General features: G+C 72.8%; 16 protein-coding genes. 15 read left to right on the forward strand and 1 reads right to left on the reverse strand.

Annotated features, from left to right (window positions below):
* Positions 1-85 precede the first annotated feature (85 nt).
* Positions 86-586 carry an inorganic diphosphatase gene (locus ACFWE2_RS17025; protein WP_377225405.1) on the reverse strand — a complete coding sequence of 167 codons (501 nt, stop codon included), beginning with the start codon at positions 584-586 and terminating at the stop codon, positions 86-88.
* Positions 587-843: 257 nt separating this feature from the next.
* Between ACFWE2_RS17025 and dacB the strand changes: the two genes are divergently transcribed.
* From dacB to ACFWE2_RS17100, 15 genes are all read left to right on the forward strand, one after another.
* The gene (gene dacB / locus ACFWE2_RS17030) at positions 844-2,295 is read left to right on the forward strand and encodes a D-alanyl-D-alanine carboxypeptidase/D-alanyl-D-alanine-endopeptidase (RefSeq protein WP_377225406.1); all 1,452 of its coding nucleotides are present in this window, start codon (positions 844-846) and stop codon (positions 2,293-2,295) included.
* Positions 2,296-2,328: 33 nt separating this feature from the next.
* Positions 2,329-3,405, forward strand: a complete 1,077-nt coding sequence (locus ACFWE2_RS17035; RefSeq protein ID WP_377225407.1) for a zinc-dependent metalloprotease — start codon at positions 2,329-2,331, stop codon at positions 3,403-3,405.
* A 52-nt stretch (positions 3,406-3,457) separates the two neighbouring features.
* Positions 3,458-4,618: a tRNA lysidine(34) synthetase TilS gene (gene tilS / locus ACFWE2_RS17040; protein WP_377225408.1), complete on the forward strand. Its 1,161-nt coding sequence runs from the start codon at positions 3,458-3,460 to the stop codon at positions 4,616-4,618.
* Between the two features lie 3 nt (positions 4,619-4,621).
* Positions 4,622-5,176 (forward strand): hypoxanthine phosphoribosyltransferase, encoded by a 555-nt coding sequence (gene hpt / locus ACFWE2_RS17045; RefSeq protein ID WP_116677043.1) that lies wholly within the window; start codon positions 4,622-4,624, stop codon positions 5,174-5,176.
* A gap of 184 nt (positions 5,177-5,360) precedes the next feature.
* Positions 5,361-7,391 carry an ATP-dependent zinc metalloprotease FtsH gene (gene ftsH, locus ACFWE2_RS17050; RefSeq protein ID WP_377225409.1) on the forward strand — a complete coding sequence of 677 codons (2,031 nt, stop codon included), beginning with the start codon at positions 5,361-5,363 and terminating at the stop codon, positions 7,389-7,391.
* 41 nt (positions 7,392-7,432) lie between these two features.
* Positions 7,433-8,041: a GTP cyclohydrolase I FolE gene (folE, locus tag ACFWE2_RS17055; protein WP_377225410.1), complete on the forward strand. Its 609-nt coding sequence runs from the start codon at positions 7,433-7,435 to the stop codon at positions 8,039-8,041.
* Between the two features lie 83 nt (positions 8,042-8,124).
* On the forward strand, positions 8,125-9,084 hold the full coding sequence (gene folP, locus ACFWE2_RS17060; protein ID WP_377225417.1) for a dihydropteroate synthase: 960 nt from the start codon (positions 8,125-8,127) through the stop codon (positions 9,082-9,084).
* Complete coding sequence (gene folK, locus ACFWE2_RS17065) at positions 9,081-11,771, forward strand: 2-amino-4-hydroxy-6-hydroxymethyldihydropteridine diphosphokinase (RefSeq protein ID WP_377225411.1); 2,691 nt, start codon at positions 9,081-9,083, stop codon at positions 11,769-11,771. The genes folP and folK overlap by 4 nt, the downstream gene beginning before the upstream one ends.
* 1 nt (position 11,772) lies before the next feature.
* The gene (locus ACFWE2_RS17070; RefSeq protein WP_377225412.1) at positions 11,773-12,258 is read left to right on the forward strand and encodes a DUF3180 domain-containing protein; all 486 of its coding nucleotides are present in this window, start codon (positions 11,773-11,775) and stop codon (positions 12,256-12,258) included.
* 35 nt (positions 12,259-12,293) lie between these two features.
* Positions 12,294-12,785, forward strand: coding sequence for a PH domain-containing protein (locus tag ACFWE2_RS17075; protein WP_377225413.1), 492 nt, complete (start codon positions 12,294-12,296; stop codon positions 12,783-12,785).
* The gene (locus tag ACFWE2_RS17080; RefSeq protein WP_377225414.1) at positions 12,782-14,428 is read left to right on the forward strand and encodes a PH domain-containing protein; all 1,647 of its coding nucleotides are present in this window, start codon (positions 12,782-12,784) and stop codon (positions 14,426-14,428) included. Before ACFWE2_RS17075 ends, ACFWE2_RS17080 begins: the two co-directional genes overlap by 4 nt.
* Before the next feature lie 13 nt (positions 14,429-14,441).
* Positions 14,442-15,416 carry a Rossmann-like and DUF2520 domain-containing protein gene (locus ACFWE2_RS17085; protein ID WP_377225415.1) on the forward strand — a complete coding sequence of 325 codons (975 nt, stop codon included), beginning with the start codon at positions 14,442-14,444 and terminating at the stop codon, positions 15,414-15,416.
* A 125-nt stretch (positions 15,417-15,541) separates the two neighbouring features.
* A complete protein-coding gene (gene panC / locus ACFWE2_RS17090) occupies positions 15,542-16,384 on the forward strand; it encodes a pantoate--beta-alanine ligase (protein WP_377225418.1) in 843 nt (280 codons plus the stop codon).
* Positions 16,385-16,406: 22 nt separating this feature from the next.
* Positions 16,407-16,913: an aspartate 1-decarboxylase gene (gene panD / locus ACFWE2_RS17095; RefSeq protein WP_377140238.1), complete on the forward strand. Its 507-nt coding sequence runs from the start codon at positions 16,407-16,409 to the stop codon at positions 16,911-16,913.
* Positions 16,910-18,583, forward strand: coding sequence for an L-aspartate oxidase (locus tag ACFWE2_RS17100; RefSeq protein ID WP_377225416.1), 1,674 nt, complete (start codon positions 16,910-16,912; stop codon positions 18,581-18,583). The genes panD and ACFWE2_RS17100 overlap by 4 nt, the downstream gene beginning before the upstream one ends.
* Positions 18,584-18,692: the final 109 nt, after the last annotated feature.

Here is an 18,692-nt window from a genome sequence, read left to right on the forward strand (position 1 = left end):
CCGTACGCGGGCCGCCCGTAGACGTGTCAGACGCACAGGTCACCGGAGTGACCTGTGCGTCTGACATGTACGGGGTGCGGGACGTTCAGTGCTTGTCGTAGTAGCCCGTGTCCTTGGCGCGCTGGATCGAGCGAGCGATCTCGGCCTCGGCGTCGGAGCGGCCCACCCAGTGGGCGCCCTCGACGGACTTGCCCGGCTCGAGGTCCTTGTAGACCTCGAAGAAGTGCTGGATCTCCAGGCGGTGGAAGTCCGAGACGTCGTCGATGTCCTGGCGCCACGCCGCGCGCTGGTCGCCCGTCGGCACGCAGAGCACCTTGTCGTCACCGCCCGCCTCGTCGCGCATGCGGAACATGCCAAGGGCGCGGCACTTGATCAGGCAGCCGGGGAACGTGGGTTCCTCCAGGAGCACCAGCGCGTCCAGGGGGTCTCCGTCCTCGCCGAGGGTGCCCTCGATGAAGCCGTAGTCGTCCGGGTAGCGCGTCGAGGTGAAGAGCATGCGGTCGAGGCGGATGCGTCCGGTCTCGTGATCCACCTCGTACTTGTTCCGCTGACCCTTGGGGATCTCGATCGTGACGTCGAACTCCACGCCGATGTGCTCCAGTTCTCGAAGATGGTCGCCGAAGTGTCTTACCGCGGCGGCGGCCTTGCGCCCGTCCAGTGTGCCATGTGTCCCGTGTCGCGACCGTGACCTGTGGTCAGCACCACTCTCCGTGTTCGGCATAATTCGCAGCGTGCGCACGGCGCGCGCGAACCGGCCACGCGAGCGGGTGAAATTTCCCATGGATCGCCGTTGCCGTACCCGCCGCATGGTTTGCCGCCACTAGAGTTGGCTATGGCTTTTACATGACGATCGAGAGGATGCCCATGGAGTGGGGGTTGCGCTCCGGCGCTGCCGTCGCCGCGGTCGTCGCACTGTTCGGTGGGTATCTGGTCGCCGACGCGTACGACGTCGTTCCAGGCATGCTCACCATGGCCGAGCCGTGGCCGCAGCCGAACCCGTTCCCGTCCGCGCCGGGTGCGGTCGAGGGGCCGGCTCCCGCCGCGCTCCTCGAAGACCTGCCCGCTGACGCGCCCGTCCCGGACAGCGTCGAGATGCAGCGCCTCGTGACCGGCCTGGCCAAGGACAAGCGGCTCGGGTCGCGGGTCGGCGTGGTGGTGGCGGACGGCCTCACCGGCGACGTGCTCGGCTCGTCGAGCCCGGACAAGCTCATGACCCCCGCGTCCACCCAGAAGCTCTTCACGGGTGTCGCGGCCCTCTCGTCGGGCATCGCGAGCTCGACGCTCGACACCAAGGCGGTCCTCGTCGACGACAACACGGTCGTCCTGGTCGGCGCCGGCGACATGATGCTCTCGGCGGGCAAGGGCGATCCGGACGTCGTGAACGGGCGCGCAGGCCTCGCCGACCTCGCGCAGCAGGTCGCCGCCAAGGTGAAGGTCGACGGCACCACCGAGGTCCGCGTCGCGCTCGACGACACGCTCTTCACCGGCGACGACATCGCCCCGACCGTCGCCAGCCCGGACATCGCGGCCGGTTACGTGGCGCCTGTCTCGTCGCTCGGCATCAACGTCGGCCTGCTGTCCGACGGGTACGGCGACAACGGCCCCCGCGCGTCCGACCCCGGCAAGTACGCGGCCGAGGCCTTCTCCGCGGCGCTGGAGAAGGAGGGCCTCAAGACCGCCGGTGCCGTGATCGACGCGAGCGCCCCGGACGACGCCCGCGTGCTCGGCCAGGTCAGCTCAGCTCCGCTGGCCGAGGTCGTCGGGTTCGCCATGCAGTACTCGGACAACACGATCACCGAGGTGCTCGGCCGTCTCGTCGCGGTGGACGCGGGCCTGCCCGGCTCGAACGACGGCGCGACGCAGGCGGTGATCGCGCGCGCCAAGGAGCTCGGCGTCGACATGACCGGCGCTCGGCTGCGCGACTGCTCCGGGCTCGCCGACGGTTCGTACCTGAGCCCGCAGCAGCTCGTCGACCTGCTCGGGGTGATGGTCGATCCCGCGCACCCGACGCTGCGCAGCGAGGCGGTAGGCATGCCGATCGCGGGCCTGACGGGCACGCTCGACAGCAGCCACGGCCGGTTCACCGGGACCAACTCGGCCCGTGGCGTGGCACGTGCCAAGACCGGCAGCCTGCCCAAGGTGCGGGCGCTCTCCGGCACGGTGGTCACCGCCGACGACCGGCTGCTGGTCTTCACGGTCCTCGCCGACTCGATCCCCGCGAACAAGGCGGTCGGCGCCACGTGGATCTACGACAGCTTCGTCGGTGACCTCGCCGCGTACTCGGCCGCGGGCTGACGCCCCGTCCACCGGGACGGTTACCGTGGTCCGGTGACCCAGGCATCCACCGCCCCGCAGGTCGTCGACTGGTCGGCCGCAGCACAGATCGCCGGGCGCCTCGCCGCGCCCGGGCCACAGGCGCCACGGGACGAGCTCGACGCCCTGGTGAGCGGTCTGCGCGCCGCGGCGGAAGACGCCGTCGGGCACGTGCTGGAGACCACGCACATGGTGCCCCACGGCGGCGGGTCGACGCTGAGCCCCGTCGCCGTCGTGGACCGTGCGACCTGGGCGCGCGCGAACACGCAGTCCATGGCCGCCATGACCGAGGGGATCGGGGCGGTCGTCGCCGAGATCTCCAAGGGCGCCACGTCGCCCGGCGCGCAGCTCGCCGGCGCCGCCGAGATCGGCGCTGTCCTCGCCCTTCTCAGCGGGCGGGTGCTTGGCCAGTTCGACCCGTACTCGGCACCTGGCCGGCTCCTTCTCGTGGCACCCAACGTGCTGCAGGCGGAGGCGGCGCTGCGCGTCCCGGTGCGCGACTTCCGCCTGTGGGTCTGCCTGCACGAGCAGACCCATGCCTTGCAGTTCGGCGCTGCGCCGTGGCTCGCCGGGCACCTCGGCGGACGCGCGCGGCACCTGATCACCGGTATGGCGCGGACCTCGGCCGAGCTGGCCAAGGCCCGGTTCGACAAGAAGGTCGTCGCGATCGGCCGGAGCGTTCTCGCCACGCTGCGCGGCGAGAACGGCACCATCATCGACGGCATGCTCACGCACGAGCAGAAGGAGGAGCTGGCCGACATCACCGCGGTCATGGCCCTCCTGGAGGGGCACGCGGACGTGATGATGGACGCCGTCGGGCCGCGCGTCGTGCCGTCGGTGCGCCGCATCCGCGCGCGGTTCGAGCGGCGGCGTGACGGCGAGGGGCGGGGCGCCTTCGACGTGGTGGTGCAGAAGCTGCTGGGCATGGACGCCAAGCTCGCCCAGTACCGCGACGGCGCGGCGTTCGTGCGCAGCGTCGAGCGGTCGGTGGGACGCGACGGGCTCAACGCGGTGTGGGCCGCCCCGGAGAACCTGCCCACCGCGCGGGAGATCGCCGACGCCCGCGCGTGGGTGCGCCGGGTGCACGGATGAGGACGGCGGACGGCGCGCGGCTCGCCCTTCCGGACGCGGGGAGCCGCTGAGCGTGGCCCGCGTCGATCCAGCCGTCGCCGCCGCGCGCAACGCGGTCCGGGCGGTGCTGGCTCCGCTCGGACCGGACGACCTCGTGCTGGTCGCCTGCTCCGGCGGCGCCGACAGTCTCGCGCTCGCCGCGTCGCTGGCGGCCGAGGCCCGGCGGGTCGGGCGCTCCGTGCGCTCCCGCGGGTACGCCGTGCGGGCAGGGGCCGTTGTGGTCGACCACGGTCTCCAGGCCGGGTCCGCGCAGGTGGCGGCGCGGGCGGCCGAGCAGTGCCGGGCCCTGGGCCTCGACCCGGTGGTCGTCCGGGACGCCGACCGGTCGAGCGGCGCGGGCGGGCCGGAGGCGGCCGCACGGGACGCCCGGTACGCGGCGCTGGAGGCGTATGCCGCCGAGACCGGCGCGGCCCGGGTGCTGCTGGGGCACACCCTCGACGACCAGGCGGAACAGGTCCTGCTCGGGCTCGCCCGAGGCGCCGGCGCCCGGTCGCTCGCCGGGATGCCGCGCGAGCGGGGGATCTTTCACCGGCCGTTCCTCGGGCTCCGGCGCGCACAGACCGAGGCGGTGTGCGCGGCGTCGGGCCTGGAGTACTGGACCGACCCCACCAACCTGCTGCCCGTGCTGGACGACGGCGCTCCCGCCGCGTTCACGCCACTGCGCTCGCGGGTGCGGGGGCGGGTGCTTCCCGTACTGGAGGACACGCTGGGGCCGGGCGTGGCGGAAGCGCTGGGCCGCACGGCGGACCAGCTCCGCGACGACGCGGACCTGCTCGACCACCTGGCCGCGGACCTCCTGACGGAGGCTCGGTCGGCGTCCGAGGACGGGGTTGTGTCCCCCCGGCGGGCCGCAGCCGAACACGACCCCGTCCTCGAACCTTCTTCCGGGGTGGTTCTCGACGTGGGGGTGCTGGAGCGGGCCCATCCGGCGCTCCGGCGCCGGGCCCTCCGGCTCGCCGCCCTCGCGATCGGCTGCAAGCCGAGCGACACCACCGCGCGGCACGTCGACGCGCTGGACGCACTCGTCGTGTCATGGAGCGGTCAAGGCTCCGTCCACCTCCCGGGCGGCGCACAGGCCCGTCGCGCGTGTGGCAGTCTTTTCCTGCGCGCCGCGCCGACCGGTATCTCGGACGGTGGGACCGGCGTCCGGCCCTCCAGCACAACTCAGGAGTAACTCGTGGACCAGTCCGACGTCGGACCCGACCTCGCAGAGATCCTGCTCTCCGAGGAGCAGCTCACCAAGAAGCTCGACGAGCTGGCAGCCCAGATCGACGCGGACTACGCGGGCAAGGACCTGCTCCTCGTCGGCGTGCTCAAGGGCGCCGTGATGGTGATGGCGGACCTGTCGCGCCGCCTGCACCACAAGGTCCAGATGGACTGGATGGCGGTGTCGTCGTACGGCTCGGGGACCAAGTCCTCCGGTGTCGTCCGCATCCTCAAGGACCTCGACGCGGACCTGACGGGCCGCAACGTGATCATCGTCGAGGACATCATCGACTCGGGCCTGACCCTGTCCTGGCTCGTGTCGAACCTGCGCTCGCGGGGCCCGGAGTCCGTCGAGATCGCCGCCATGCTGCGCAAGCCGGACGCCGCGCAGGCCGACGTCGACGTGAAGTACCTGGGTTACGACATCCCCAACGAGTTCGTCGTCGGCTACGGCCTCGACTACGCGGAGAACTATCGCAACCTGCCGTTCGTTGCCACCCTGGCACCGCACGTCTACGGAGGCTGATCCACTCAGCGCCGCTCGGCTCCGCGGATGCCCATCCCGGGCGGTTCGTCACGTCCGGGCGAGGTGTGGCCGAGGCATCACATGCTCTGGGCGAACACTCGGGGCTCCTGTCAGGGAGACCATGTAGTTTCGACGGAAACATACTGCGCGAGCGGAGGGAAACGGGGCTCGGTCCCCGTCGCCGATGAAGAACATCAAGAAGCTTCTGAGCGGGCCTGTCATCTGGATCCTGGTCGCACTGGTCGTGGTGACACTGGCCATCTCGGCACTGAACCAGCCCAATGTCTCGCGAATCGAGACATCACAGGGCATCGATCTGCTGAGCGGCAGCACGGTCGAGCACGCCCTCATGGTCGACGGCGAGCAGCGGGTCGAGCTCAAGCTCTCCAAGGCGTACAAGTCGACCGAGGGTGAGGGCGACGCCGCCGAGGAGGTCGACCACGGCAAGACCGTCGAGTTCTTCTACACGCTGCCCCAGGGCGACCGGGTAGAGGACGCCATCGTGAAGTCGGACCCGGCCGACGGCTTCGACTCGGAGGTGCCGCAGCCCAGCTTCTGGTCCTCCATGCTGTCGGTGCTGATCCCGTTCCTGCTGATCGGTGTCGTGTTCTGGTTCCTGCTCTCGCGGGCCCAGGGCGGCGGCAACCGGGTCATGGGCTTCGGCAAGTCCAAGGCCAAGCTGGCCAGCAAGGACACCCCGCAGGTGACCTTCGCCGACGTCGCGGGCGCCGACGAGGCGGTGGAGGAGCTCCAGGAGATCAAGGAGTTCCTGCAGGAGCCCGCCAAGTTCCAGGCCGTCGGCGCCAAGATCCCCAAGGGCGTGCTCCTGTACGGCCCGCCCGGTACGGGCAAGACGCTCATCGCGCGCGCCGTCGCCGGCGAGGCAGGCGTGCCGTTCTACTCGATCTCCGGCTCCGACTTCGTCGAGATGTTCGTCGGTGTGGGCGCCAGCCGTGTCCGCGACCTGTTCGAGCAGGCCAAGCAGAACTCGCCGGCCATCATCTTCGTCGACGAGATCGACGCGGTAGGCCGGCACCGCGGTGCGGGCATGGGCGGCGGGCACGACGAGCGTGAGCAGACGCTGAACCAGATGCTCGTCGAGATGGACGGCTTCGACGTCAAGACGAACGTCATCCTGATCGCCGCGACGAACCGTCCCGACATCCTCGACCCCGCCCTGCTGCGTCCGGGCCGCTTCGACCGTCAGGTCGCCGTGGAGGCCCCGGACCTCAAGGGGCGCGAGGCGATCCTCAACGTGCACGCGCAGGGCAAGCCGATGGTCCCGGAGGTCGACCTCGAGGGCGTCGCCCGCCGCACCCCCGGTTTCACGGGTGCGGACCTGGCCAACGTGCTCAACGAGGCAGCCCTGCTCACCGCGCGCAGCGGCGCCCAGCTCATCGACGACCGCGCGCTGGACGAGGCCATCGACCGCGTGGTGGCCGGCCCGCAGAAGCGCACCCGTGTGATGAACGTCAAGGAGCAGAAGATCACGGCGTACCACGAGGGCGGGCACGCCCTCGTCGCCGCGGCGATGCGCTACACGGATCCAGTGACCAAGGTGACGATCCTGCCGCGCGGTCGTGCGCTGGGCTACACCATGGTCATGCCGCTCGAGGACAAGTACTCGACCACCCGCAACGAGCTGCTCGACCAGCTCGCGTACGCGATGGGTGGCCGGGTGGCCGAGGAGATCGTCTTCCACGACCCCACCACCGGTGCCTCGAACGACATCGAGAAGGCCTCGGCCATCGCCCGCAAGATGGTCACCGAGTACGGCATGAGCGAGAAGGTCGGCGCCATCAAGCTCGGCACGAGCGGCGGCGAGCCGTTCCTCGGCCGCGACTACGGGCACGAGCGGGACTACTCGGAGTCGGTCGCGAGCACGATCGACGACGAGGTCCGCAAGCTCGTCGACGCGGCGCACGACGAGGCGTGGGAGGTACTGAGCCAGTACCGCGACGTGCTCGACGAGCTGGTGCTGGGTCTGCTCGAGAAGGAGACGCTGAACCAGAAGGAGCTCGCGGAGATCTTCCGCGCCGTCGAGAAGCGCCCCGCACGCGACGTCTGGCTGTCCAGCGAGCAGCGTTCGGTGCACACGCGTGGCCCCGTGCTGACGCCCAAGGAGCTGGCGGCCCAGAACGGGCACTCCGTCGTGCCGCAGGACGAGGCGGTGCTGGACCCGGCGCCGCCGGCACCCATGGATCCGCCGAACTAGCAAGTGACCGAGACCGGAGCACCACGATGACCGACAGGTCGATGACCCCTGTGGTTACGCCCGTGCGGCGTGCGGCGGACGTCCCGCCGTACGACGCCGCACGGGCCGAGGCGGCGGTGCGGGAGCTGCTCCTCGCCGTCGGCGAGGACCCTGAGCGCGAGGGCCTGCGGGAGACGCCGGCCCGCGTCGCGCGGGCGTACAAGGAGATCTTCGCCGGCCTGCGGCAGGAGCCCGAGGACGTCCTGACCACCACCTTCGACCTCGGGCACGAGGAGATGGTGCTGGTGAAGGACATCGAGGTGTACTCGACCTGCGAGCACCACCTCGTGCCGTTCCACGGCGTGGCGCACGTCGGGTACATCCCCAACGTGGACGGCCGCATCACGGGCCTGAGCAAGCTGGCTCGCCTGGTCGAGGTCTTCGCGCGCCGTCCGCAGGTGCAGGAGCGGATGACCACCCAGATCGCGGACTCCCTGGTCGAGATCCTCGAGCCGCGGGGTGTGCTCGTCGTGGTCCAGTGCGAGCACCTGTGCATGTCCATGCGCGGCGTGCGCAAGCCCGGCTCGCGAACCGTCACCTCCGCGGTGCGCGGAGTCATGCGTGACGGCGCGACCCGGGCCGAGGCGATGAGCCTCATCCTCGGGAAGTGACGGTTCCCACCGTGCGCCGTCCGACCCGGGATGCCCAGGTGCTCGGCCTGCCGGAGCTCTCCGGCGTGGGCCGGACCCTGGTGATGGGCGTCGTGAACGTCACCCCGGACTCGTTCTCGGACGGTGGGGAGTGGTTCGAGCCGTCGGCCGCCGTCGCGCACGGGCTGGAGCTGCTCGGCGAGGGCGCCGACATCCTCGACGTGGGCGGGGAGTCCACGCGGCCGGGCGCGATGCGGGTCCCGCAGGAGCAGGAGCTGGCCCGCGTGCTCCCCGTGATCGAACAGCTCGCCGCGCGTGGCGCGGTCGTGAGCGTGGACACCACGCGGGCTGCCGTCGCCGAGCGGGCGGTGGCGGCGGGCGCCCGCATGGTGAACGACGTCTCCGGCGGCCTCGCCGACCCGGAGATGGGCCGCGCGGTCGCGGAGACCGGCGCCGCGTACGTGGCGATGCACTGGCGCGGGCACGCCGACGTCATGGACGACCGGCAGGAGTACGACGACGTCGTCGCCGACGTCCGGGACGAGCTCGCCGCCCGCATGGCCGCCCTGTACGACGACGGCGTGCGGTCCGAGCAGCTCATCCTCGACCCGGGGCTCGGCTTCGCCAAGGCGGGCGCGCTGAACTGGCCGCTGCTGGCCCACCTCGACGTCCTGCACGAGCTGGGCCGCCCCGTGCTCGTTGGTGCGTCCCGCAAACGGTTCCTCGGCCACCTGCTCGCCGACTCGGCCGGACACATGGCGCCGCCGCGTGCGCGGGACGACGCGACCGCCGCGATCTCCGCCCTGTCGGCCGCCGCGGGGGCCTGGTGCGTCCGGGTGCACACCGTGCGGGCGAGTGCCGATGCGGTGAAGGTCGCTGCCGCCTGGACCGCGGCGAGCGACGTGCCCCGGGTAGGGTCACCGGGTACCGCTCCCCGATCCGCACCGGACACATTGACTTCCACCGTGGCCTTGACCACAGAATCGTGGACGGTCGGGGAACAGGGCATACCGGCCTGGCAGGATTCCGGTGCACACGAAGACGACGGGAGGAGACCACGGTGACCACAGCGTTCGGAACGGGCGTCACAGGCCCGGACGGCCGGTCGCTGGACCAGGTTCAGCTGACAGGCGTGAGCGCGCGGGGGTACCACGGTGTGCTGCCGTCGGAGCGACAGACCGGCCAGGAGTTCCGGGCCGACGTCGTGCTCTACCTCGACACCCGCCCCGCTGCCGCCGGCGACGACCTCGCGCAGACGGTGAGCTATGCGGACGTCGCGCAGGACGTCCACGACATCCTGGCGGGTGAGCCGGCAGACCTCGTCGAGACGGTTGCCGAGCGCATCGCCGCCGTGGTGCTGGCCCGGCCGCAGGTCGAGGCGGTGGACGTTCGCGTCCACAAGCCGCAGGCGCCCATCCCGGTGCCGTTCGCCGACGTCGAGGTGGCGATCCGGCGTGACCGCGTCCGGATGCCCGTCGTGGCGGCGCCCGCGCCGCCGGCCGACTCCGCCGACACGTCGCTCATGACCGGTCCTGGATCGGTCGCCGTGCCTGCCGACCTCCTCGGCTACGAGGCCGAGCCGCGGGACACCTTCCCGGCGAGCTCGCCCACCGACTCGTGGAACGACGCGGCGGAGCAGGTACGCGGCGACTCCGGAAGCCCGCTGTCCGCCGTGGAGCCCGAGCCGCAGGACCTCGAGCCCGTCAGCCGCCCGGCGCCCGACGAGCCCGCGCCGTTCGAGCGCGAGCCGTACGAGCCGTACCAGCCCGAGCCCGTCGAGGCGGCGCCGCTCCGGGCCGAGGCGTTCGAGCCGGAGCCGCTCGTGTCGCGGGTTCCGTCCTCGACAGCGCCCGCAGCACCGGTCGGCGAGGCCCCGGAGCCGCTCCCGGTCCCGGAGCTCATCGCGCCCGAGCCGCTCCAGGTGATCCCCGCCGCATGGGAGCTGCAGCCCGACTCCTCGGCGCAGGCCTTCGAGCCGGTCCAGCAGTACGAGTCGGTCCAGGGCCTCGACCAGAGGCGCGACCAGCCGATCGGCTTCGAACCGCAGCAGTACGACCAGTTCACGCCGCAGCCGGAGCCTGCCCAGCCCGAGCCGCAGCCGCAGCCGTTCGAGCAGGTCCAGTCCTTCGAGCAGCCGCAGTCCTTCGAGCAGCCGCAGCCGTTCGAGCAGGCCGGCTACGAGCAGCCGGCGCCGCAGTTCGAGCAGCCGCAGCGGCTCGAACCGCAGCAGAACCAGTACGACCAGCTGTTCGAGCAGCAGCAGTACGACCAGGGCGGGACGGAGACGACCCGCGTGTCGGCGGCGGTCCCCGACTCCGCCGTCGAGCAGCCGGAGCAGTACGCGTCCGAGCAGTACCAGGCGGAGCCGCGCGACCGGTTCGACGAGGTTCCTGCCGGGCCCGTTGACGTGGTCATCGCGATCGGCGCCAACCTGGGTGACCCGCAGGCGACCATGCGGTCCGCGGTCGCCGAGCTGGACCGCAGGTCCGGCCTGCAGATCACCGACGTGTCGCCGCTGGCCCGCACGGCCGCCGTCGGCGGACCCGAGGAGCAGCCCGACTACCTCAACGCGGTGCTGCTGGCCCGCACCACGCTCTCGGCGCGCGCGCTGCTGCACCTCTGCCAGGAGGTGGAGAACGTGCACGGCCGTACCCGGGAGGAGCGCTGGGGCCCACGCACGCTGGACGTCGACCTGATCACGTACGGCAACCTGACGGACGCCGCCGAGGACCTCGAGGTGCCCCACCCTCGCGCGCACGAGCGGGCGTTCGTCCTCGAGCCGTGGTCGCAGATCGCGCCCGAGGCCGTGCTGCCCGGCCTGGGTGGTGGCCCGGTGGCCCAGCTCGCGGCCACGGCGCCCGACCGGGCCGGCATCCGCTGGCTCGCGCTCGACTGGCTGACCGACCCGGAGCCGGAACAGGGTGGCGGAACCGCCGCCTCGAACCATCCGGCGGTGTCCGACGACGGTGGTGGCACCGGCCAGGACTCCCACCCCGCCGAGATGCCGCCGACCCTGCCGCCGTCGGTCCCGCCGAGCGGCCGGCCGCCGGTCCTGCCGGCGGGTCCCGTGGTGGAGGTCCCGGGTGGCGGGCACCCGCAGGGGCACCACAGCGGCCAGGTCGAGCTCGACCGTCAGCCGCAGCCCGCCGCGCCGCAGCAGGAGGCGTACCCGGCCGCGCCGCATCCGCAGAGCTACTCCAGCGGACCGGTACCCGGCGGGGCGGGCTCGGTGCCGATCCCGCAGGCGGCCGCCGGCCCGTTCGGCGCGCCGCCGGCCGGGATGCCGGCGGGCGGTCCGGTGGTCCCACCGCCGGAGGAGGCGCTCGTCCCCGCGCCGCAGGCCCCCATCGCACCCCGTGCGGTGCGGGACACCGCCCACGAGACCCCGGCGCACGAGCTGCTGCCGCCGGCGTCGGCGCAGGCCAAGCCGGTGTTCGCACCGGTGAACCCGTCGCGCCAGCAGAGCGGCGTGTTCCCGCCCGTGAACGGCGCACCCGCGAACGGCGCGCCGCAGGAACCGGCCAACCCGCTCTTCGCCCCGGTCGGCGCACCGCCGAACGGTGGGTCCGACCAGGTGCCGAACGGGCACGCCACCGGGCAGCCGAACGGGCAGGACGGCTACGACAACGACCACACGGTGATCCGCGTGCCGGGGTTCGTGGCCGAACAGCGGGCCGCCGCGCCGGACGGTCCGATCGACTCGGTCCCCTCGTGGGTTCCGGTGAGGGACGAGCGGGGGCGCGACGCCTGACATGCGCAGAACGCCGATCGGGTCCCTGATCGCAGTTCTCGTTGCCGTCGCGATCGTCGGCTGGCTCGTGCTGCGCGCCCTCGAGGCACGCAGCGTGTACCTGCCGGTCGTGCCGTGGCTGGTCGACGTGGCGATCCTCGCGCTGGCCGGGGCCGTGTTCTGGTCGGGCTGGACCGTGCGGTCGTACCAGAAGGGCAAGCGCCCGTCGCTCGACGGGCTCCGGGCCGCCCGGACGCTCGTCCTGGCCAAGGCCGCCGCCCTGACGGGTGCGCTGCTCGGCGGCTGGTACCTCGCGCAGGTCCTGGTGGTGCTGGCGGATCTCGCCATCGAGCCCCGGCGCGACCGCGCCGTTGCCGCCGGTATCGCGGTGCTGTGCTCGGTGGGACTCTCCGTGGTGGGTCTGGTCGTGGAGAAGTTCTGCGAGCTGCCGCCGTCCGACAAGGACCGCGCCAGCTCCGACGAGGGTGAGTCCCCGGCCCCGGCTTGAGGTATCGGTGTCGAGGGCTTGCCCTCTGCGGAACAATGGCCATCATGACCAGCCCCTTCGAACCGCACGACGTGACCTGGAGCCGCGTGTCGCCGCGTCTTGTGACGGCCATGTTGGTGCCGACCACCATCACCCTCGGCATACCCGCGATCGTCGGCGTGGTGCTCGCCGTGACGGTCAGTCCATGGTTCTGGCTCCTCGCCGCCATCCCGGCGCTGCTCCTGGTGTGGTCGATCCTCCTGGTACCGCGCCAGGTGAGGGCCATCGGCTACGCCGAGCGCGACAACGATCTCCTGATCCGCAAGGGGGTCATGTTCCGGTCGATGGTCGTAGTGCCGTACGGCCGGATGCAGTACGTGGACGTCGAGGCGGGTCCGCTGGACCGCAAGCTCGGCCTGGCGAAGGTGCAGCTCCACACGGCGTCCGTCGGTACGGACGCCCAGATCCCTGGTCTGCCGCCGGACGAGGCGGCGCGCCTGCGCGACCGTCTCGCGTCCCGCGGTGAGGCCCGGCTGGCGGGGCTGTGAGCACGCCCGAGGGCGGCCTCGACAGGATCGACCAGAGCGGCGCGGCCGCCGGCCGGCCGGACGACTCCGGCCGGCCCGGGGCCGAGGACCTGGACTGGCGGCGCGTGCACCCGGTCACGCCACTGGTCCGGGGCTGGGCGGTGGTCGGTGCGGCCATCGTGATCCTCGGCCAGCAGAGCCTCGACGGCGGGCCGCGTGGGGGTCTCATCGCGCTCGTCACCAGCGAGTACTGGTGGACGCTCTTCGTCGCGCTCGCCGCCATCGCCCTGGTGGGCTGGGGCTACTCGGTGCTGGCCTGGCGCATGACCACCTACGCCATCGGCGAGGAGACCGTGCACCTGCGGCGCGGCATCCTGTTCCGCCAGCAGCGGCACGCCCGTCTCGACCGGCTCCAGTCGGTCGACATCCGGCAGCCGCTCGTCGCGCGGTTCTTCGGCCTGTGCGAGCTGACCCTCGAGACCGCCGGCGGCACCGACTCCGGCATCGCCATCGGCTTCCTCAAGGGGTCCGACGCCGACGAGCTCCGTGCCGAGCTCCTCGCCCGCGCGGCGGGACTCAAGGTGGCCAGGACCGGCCCGGCCGCCGGCGCCCGCACCCAGCCGGTGCCGGGTGCGGTGACCGCCCCGGCCGGGACCACGCCGCAGGGCGCGCCGCAGCTCCCCGACGCCGGGCAGCGGGACGCGATCCATGATGCCGCCGTGCCCACGGGAGGGCCGCAGGTTCCGCTGGACGGACCGGTGGCACCGGTGAGCCTCGAGGCGCCCCAGGTGCCCGTGCTCAGCGTGCCCCTGGGCCGCCTGATCGCCTCGGTCGTGCGGTCCGGGGCCATGATCACGCTGGTGCTGTGGGCTCTGGCCGTGCTGGTCGTCGTGATCGTCACCGGCGAGTTCGCCGTCATGTCCGCGTCGCTGCCCGCGGTCCTCGGCGCCGGCGGGTACCTGTTCGGCCGGCTCACGGGCGAGTTCGACTTCCGCGTGGCCATCTCGCCCGACGGCGTCCGGCTGCGGCACGGGATGCTGGAGACCCGCTCCCAGACCATCCCGCCCGGCCGCGTGCAGGCGGTACGGCTCGTGCAGAGCGTGCTGTGGCGCGGGCGGGACTGGTGGCGCGTGCAGGTGAACGTCGCGGGCTACGGCGGCGAGAGCGAGGAGAAGAACAGCGTGCTCCTGCCGGTCGGCACCCGTGAGGAGGCGCTGACGGTCCTGTCCCTCGTGCTGCCCGACCTGGGCGTCGACGAGCCGCGCCGGATCCTCGACGCGGGGCTGGACGGCGACTCCCGGACCGAGAGCTCGTACGTCACGGCCCCCCGGCGGACACGCATACTGGATCCGGTGGCGTGGCGTCGCAACGGGTTCGCCGTGACCGGTCGCGCGCTCCTGCTGCGCAGGGGCCGCATGGTGAAGATCCTCGACGTGGTGCCGCACGAGCGGACGCAGTCGCTGGGCCTGAGCCAGGGCCCGTGGCAGCGCAGGCTCGGCGTCGCGTCGTTCCAGGTGCACTCCACGCAGGGCCCGGTGCAGCCGGAGGTGCCGCACCTGGACACCGCCGACGCCGCGCAGCTCATGGCGGAGCAGGCCATGCGGGCCCGCACGGCACGCGCTGCCGCCGGTCCGGAACGATGGATGGAGAGACAGGGTGAGTGACCGGTGATGTCCGGTGAGTGACTCCGAAGATCCGGGCCGGCGGCCCGGCCGGCTCGGTGTCGGCGTGGTCGGCGCAGGACGCGTCGGTGCGGTGCTCGGCAGCGCCCTGCGCGCCGCGGGCCACGCCGTCGTCGGCGCGAGCGGCATCTCCGAGGACTCCAGGGAGCGCATCGAGACGCTCCTGCCTGGCGTCCCGAACCTCGAGGTGCCCGACGTCGTCGAGCGCGCCGAGCTCGTCCTCCTCGCGGTACCCGACGACGCCCTCGGCCCCCTGGTCGCCGGCCTCGCCGAGACCGGTGCCTGGCAGCCCGGCCAGCTCGCGATCCACACGTCGGGCCGCTACGGGACCGCCGTCCTGGAGCCCGCCCGCCTGGGCGGCGCCATCCCGCTCGCCGTGCATCCCGCCATGACGTTCTCCGGCACGTCGCTCGACCTGGCCCGCCTGGAGGGCTGCACGTTCGCCGTGACCGGCCCGGCACCGGTGCTGCCGATCGGGCAGGCGCTCGTGGTCGAGATCGGCGGCGAGCCCGTGATCGTCGACGAGCAGCTCCGCGGCCTGTACCACGCGGGCCTCTCGCACGGCGCGAACCACCTGGTGGTGCTCGTCGCGCAGGCCGCGCAGGCGCTGGAGGCCGCTGGCATCGAGGCGCCGGGCAGGGTGCTGGCCCCGCTGCTCACAGCGGCGCTCGAGTCGGCCACGCGATCGGCCGACGCGCGTGACGGCATGGGGCCGGGGGCCATCTCCGCCCTCACCGGGCCGGTCTCGCGGGGCGACGTCGGTACCGTGCGCCGTCACCTGACCGAGCTCAGCGCCCTCGCCGCCGCCAGCGGCGCCACCGACGTGCCGGACAGCTACACGGAGCTCGCCCGCGGGGCCACCCGCCGTGCGCTCGCGAGCCACCGCATCAACGACTCCACCGCCCAGAACCTGCTGGACGCGCTGGACAGCGCGACGGGGGAGTCGCGCGCAGAGAGGAACACGCAGTGAGCACCGAGGCCACCACCGGGACCGATAACCCGCTCGCCACCCAGACCAGCACCCAGACCGGAACCGAGCCCGCACGGCGCACGCCGCTCGTGGTCCGCACCCGCTCCGAGCTGCGCGACGCGCAGATGCGCTGGGCGATCACGGGTCCGCCGGAGCCGTCCGGGCTCGACGCGGAACCCGGCAGGCGAGCGGTGGTCATGACCATGGGCGCGCTGCACGACGGGCACCTGGAGCTCGTGCGCCAGGCGCGCGCGGAGGCCGGCCCCGCCGGCCAGGTGATCGTCACCATCTTCGTGAACCCGCTGCAGTTCGGCGCGGGCGAAGACCTGGACAAGTACCCGCGCGACCTGGACGGCGACGTCGCCAAGCTCGCCGGTGTCGGGGCCGACATCGTCTTCGCGCCCACGCCCGACGTCGTCTACCCGGACGGCGACCCCGTGGTGCGGGTCTCCGCCGGGCGCATCGGGGACGCGCTGGAGGGCGAGCACCGCCCCGGGCACCTGGACGGCGTTCTGACCGTCGTGCTCAAGCTCATGCACCTGGTGCGGCCCGATGTCGCGCTCTTCGGCGAGAAGGACGCGCAGCAGCTCCTCGCGGTGCGCCGCATGGTGCGCGACCTGGAGGTGCCGGTAGAGGTGGTGGGCGTGCCGACCGTGCGAGAGGACGACGGTCTCGCGATGTCCTCGCGCAACGCCTACCTGTCCGCCGACGAGCGCGAGCAGGCCCTGGCGCTGTCGCGCGCGCTGCGTGCGGGCGCGGCGGCCGCCGGCCGCGGAGCGGTGGGTGTGATCAACGCCGCCCGCCAAGTGCTGGACGGGGCCGACGGCGTCGTGATCGACTACCTGGCGCTCGTCGATCCGGTGACCGTGGACGCGGTGACCGACGACTACTCCGGCCATGCGCTGCTGCTCGTGGCCGCACGGGTGGGTACTACCCGCCTGATCGACAACCAGGCCGTCGAGGTCTAGCCCGAGGTCCAGAGGTAACGTCATGAGCTCCACCGAGCACCGCCCGCCCGTCGGCCGCCCCGCGTCGCTGCAGCGGCCGATGATGATCGCGAAGATCCACCGCGCCACCGTGACGCAGGCGGACCTGCACTACGTCGGGTCCATCACCGTCGACGCCGACCTGCTCGACGCCGCCGACCTGATCCCCGGCCAGCAGGTCGACGTCGTCGACGTGACGAACGGCGCCCGGCTGACCACCTACGTGATCCCCGGCGAGCCCGGCTCGGGCCAGATCTGCATCAACGGCGCAGCCGCGCACCTGGTCAGCCCGGGTGACGTCGTCATCCTGATCGCGTACGGCATGCTCTCGGACCACGACGCACGGACCTTCCTGCCGAACGTCGTGTTCGTCGACGAGAAGAACCGCATCGTCGAGCTGAGCGACGAGCCGGGGCACGTGCCCGACGGGTACGGCCTGGAGGAGAGCGGCCTGCCGATCGAGCCGTTCCAGCAGGCCGGCCTGGTGCGCACGGCGTCAGGCCGGGCGTGAGCCCGGCGCTCGGACCAGGGCCGCGCCTCGCGCGTTCCCTCGCGGCGCCCGCGCCGGGCTGGACCGCCGAGGCCGACGCCATAGTCGTCGGCTCAGGCATCGCCGGGCTGACGGCGGCGCTCGAGCTGCGCACGCACGTACCGCGGGTGCTGCTCGTGACGAAGGGCAGGCTCCTGTCGGGGTCGACGGTGTGGGCGCAGGGCGGGATCGCCGCCGCGCTCGACCCGTCGGACTCGCCGGAGGCGCACCTCGCGGACACGCTCGTCGCGGGCGGCGGCCTGTCGGACCCGGACGCGGTGCAAGTGCTGGTCACCGAGGGTCCGGAGCGCGTGCGCGAGCTCGTCGCCCGTGGCGCGGTCTTCGACAAGGCGGCCGACGGCGACATCGCGCTCACCCGTGAGGGCGGCCACCGTGCGGACCGGATCGCGCACGCCGGCGGGGACGCCACCGGCGCCGAGATCTCCCGGGCGCTCGTGGCGCAGATCGAGGCGGTCCGGCACGACCCGGGTATCGAGGTCGTGGAGAACGCCCTGGTGCTGGACGTGCTGACGACCCTGGACGGGCGCGCCTGCGGCGTGACCCTGCACGTGCGGGGCACGGGCTCGCGGGACGGCGTCGGCGCGGTGCTTGCCCCCGCCGTCGTGCTGGCGACCGGCGGGATCGGGCAGGTGTTCCGGTCCTCCACCAACCCGGCGGGCGCGACGGGCGACGGCATCGCCGCGGCCCTGAGGGCCGGCGCGGTGCTGGGCGACCTGGAGTTCGTCCAGTTCCACCCGACCGTCCTGTGGCTGGGTAGCGGCGCGAAGGGCCAGGTGCCGCTCATCTCGGAGGCCGTGCGCGGCGAGGGCGCCCTCCTGCTCGACGTCGACGGGCACCGGTTCATGCCGGGCGTGCACGAGATGGCGGAGCTGGCGCCGCGGGACGTCGTCGCGCACGCGATCGTACGGCAGATGGCCGCGACCGGGGCCGACAACGTGCTGCTCGACGCCCGCCACCTGGGTCGTGAGTTCCTGCGGACGCGGTTCCCGACCATCAACGCGCGGCTCCTGGAGGCCGGTATCGACTGGTCCGAGGAGCCGGTACCCGTTGCGCCCGCCCAGCACTACCACTCGGGCGGCGTCGTGACCGACCTCGACGGGCGGTCCTCGGTGGACGGGTTGTACGCCGTCGGCGAGGTGGCGTGCACCGGCGTGCACGGGGCGAACCGGCTCGCGTCGAACTCGCTGCTGGAGGGCCTGGTGTTCGCCTTCCGCGCGGCGCGCGACGTCGCCGCCCGGTTCGACGCCGGCGAGCTCAAGCCGGGGGAGCCCGCCGAGCGTTCCGGCGGGTCGGGGCTGGTCGCGGCCGCCGCCCGGTCACGCATCCAGAAGGTGACGTCCGCCGGGTCCGGCGTGATCCGGTCCGCGCGCTCGCTCGCCGAGGTCGACGAGCGGCTCGCCGCCGTCCGCGCCGACGCGCACCTGGCGGTCGAGGTGGTGGCGGAACCCCAGGCCGCCGAGTGGGAGACCACCAACGTCCATCAGGTGGCCCGCGCCCTGACCCGGGCGGCGGCGCTGCGCGAGGAGACCCGTGGTGGCCACTACCGCACGGACTTCCCGAAGCCGGACGAGGCGTGGCGGCGCCGGGTCCGGATCTGGCTGGACGACGACGGGGTCCTCCAGGCGGAATGACGCCGGCTGAGCCCGGATGCGGCACCGACTTCGGTCGGTTGCACGCTGCCGTGCGCTGAGTTCGGTCGGTTGCCTTGAGATCGGTCAGTCAAACGACCGATCTCAAGGC

Origin of the sequence: Promicromonospora sp. NPDC060271, assembly GCF_042726755.1 — a bacterium.
In the GTDB taxonomy this organism is placed as follows: domain Bacteria; phylum Actinomycetota; class Actinomycetes; order Actinomycetales; family Cellulomonadaceae; genus Promicromonospora.

What these genes read in the sequence shown, in the direction of transcription:
- dacB (WP_377225406.1), top strand. Translation starts at nt 844, where the DNA reads ATGACGATCGAGAGGATGCCCATGGAGTGGGGGTTGCGCTCCGGCGCT.
- panC (WP_377225418.1), top strand. Translation starts at nt 15,542, where the DNA reads ATGCGCTGGGCGATCACGGGTCCGCCGGAGCCGTCCGGGCTCGACGCG.
- ACFWE2_RS17075 (WP_377225413.1), top strand. Translation starts at nt 12,294, where the DNA reads ATGGCCATCATGACCAGCCCCTTCGAACCGCACGACGTGACCTGGAGC.
- ftsH (WP_377225409.1), top strand. Translation starts at nt 5,361, where the DNA reads ATGAAGAACATCAAGAAGCTTCTGAGCGGGCCTGTCATCTGGATCCTG.
- ACFWE2_RS17070 (WP_377225412.1), top strand. Translation starts at nt 11,773, where the DNA reads ATGCGCAGAACGCCGATCGGGTCCCTGATCGCAGTTCTCGTTGCCGTC.
- folP (WP_377225417.1), top strand. Translation starts at nt 8,125, where the DNA reads ATGGGCGTCGTGAACGTCACCCCGGACTCGTTCTCGGACGGTGGGGAG.
- folE (WP_377225410.1), top strand. Translation starts at nt 7,433, where the DNA reads ATGACCCCTGTGGTTACGCCCGTGCGGCGTGCGGCGGACGTCCCGCCG.
- panD (WP_377140238.1), top strand. Translation starts at nt 16,407, where the DNA reads ATGAGCTCCACCGAGCACCGCCCGCCCGTCGGCCGCCCCGCGTCGCTG.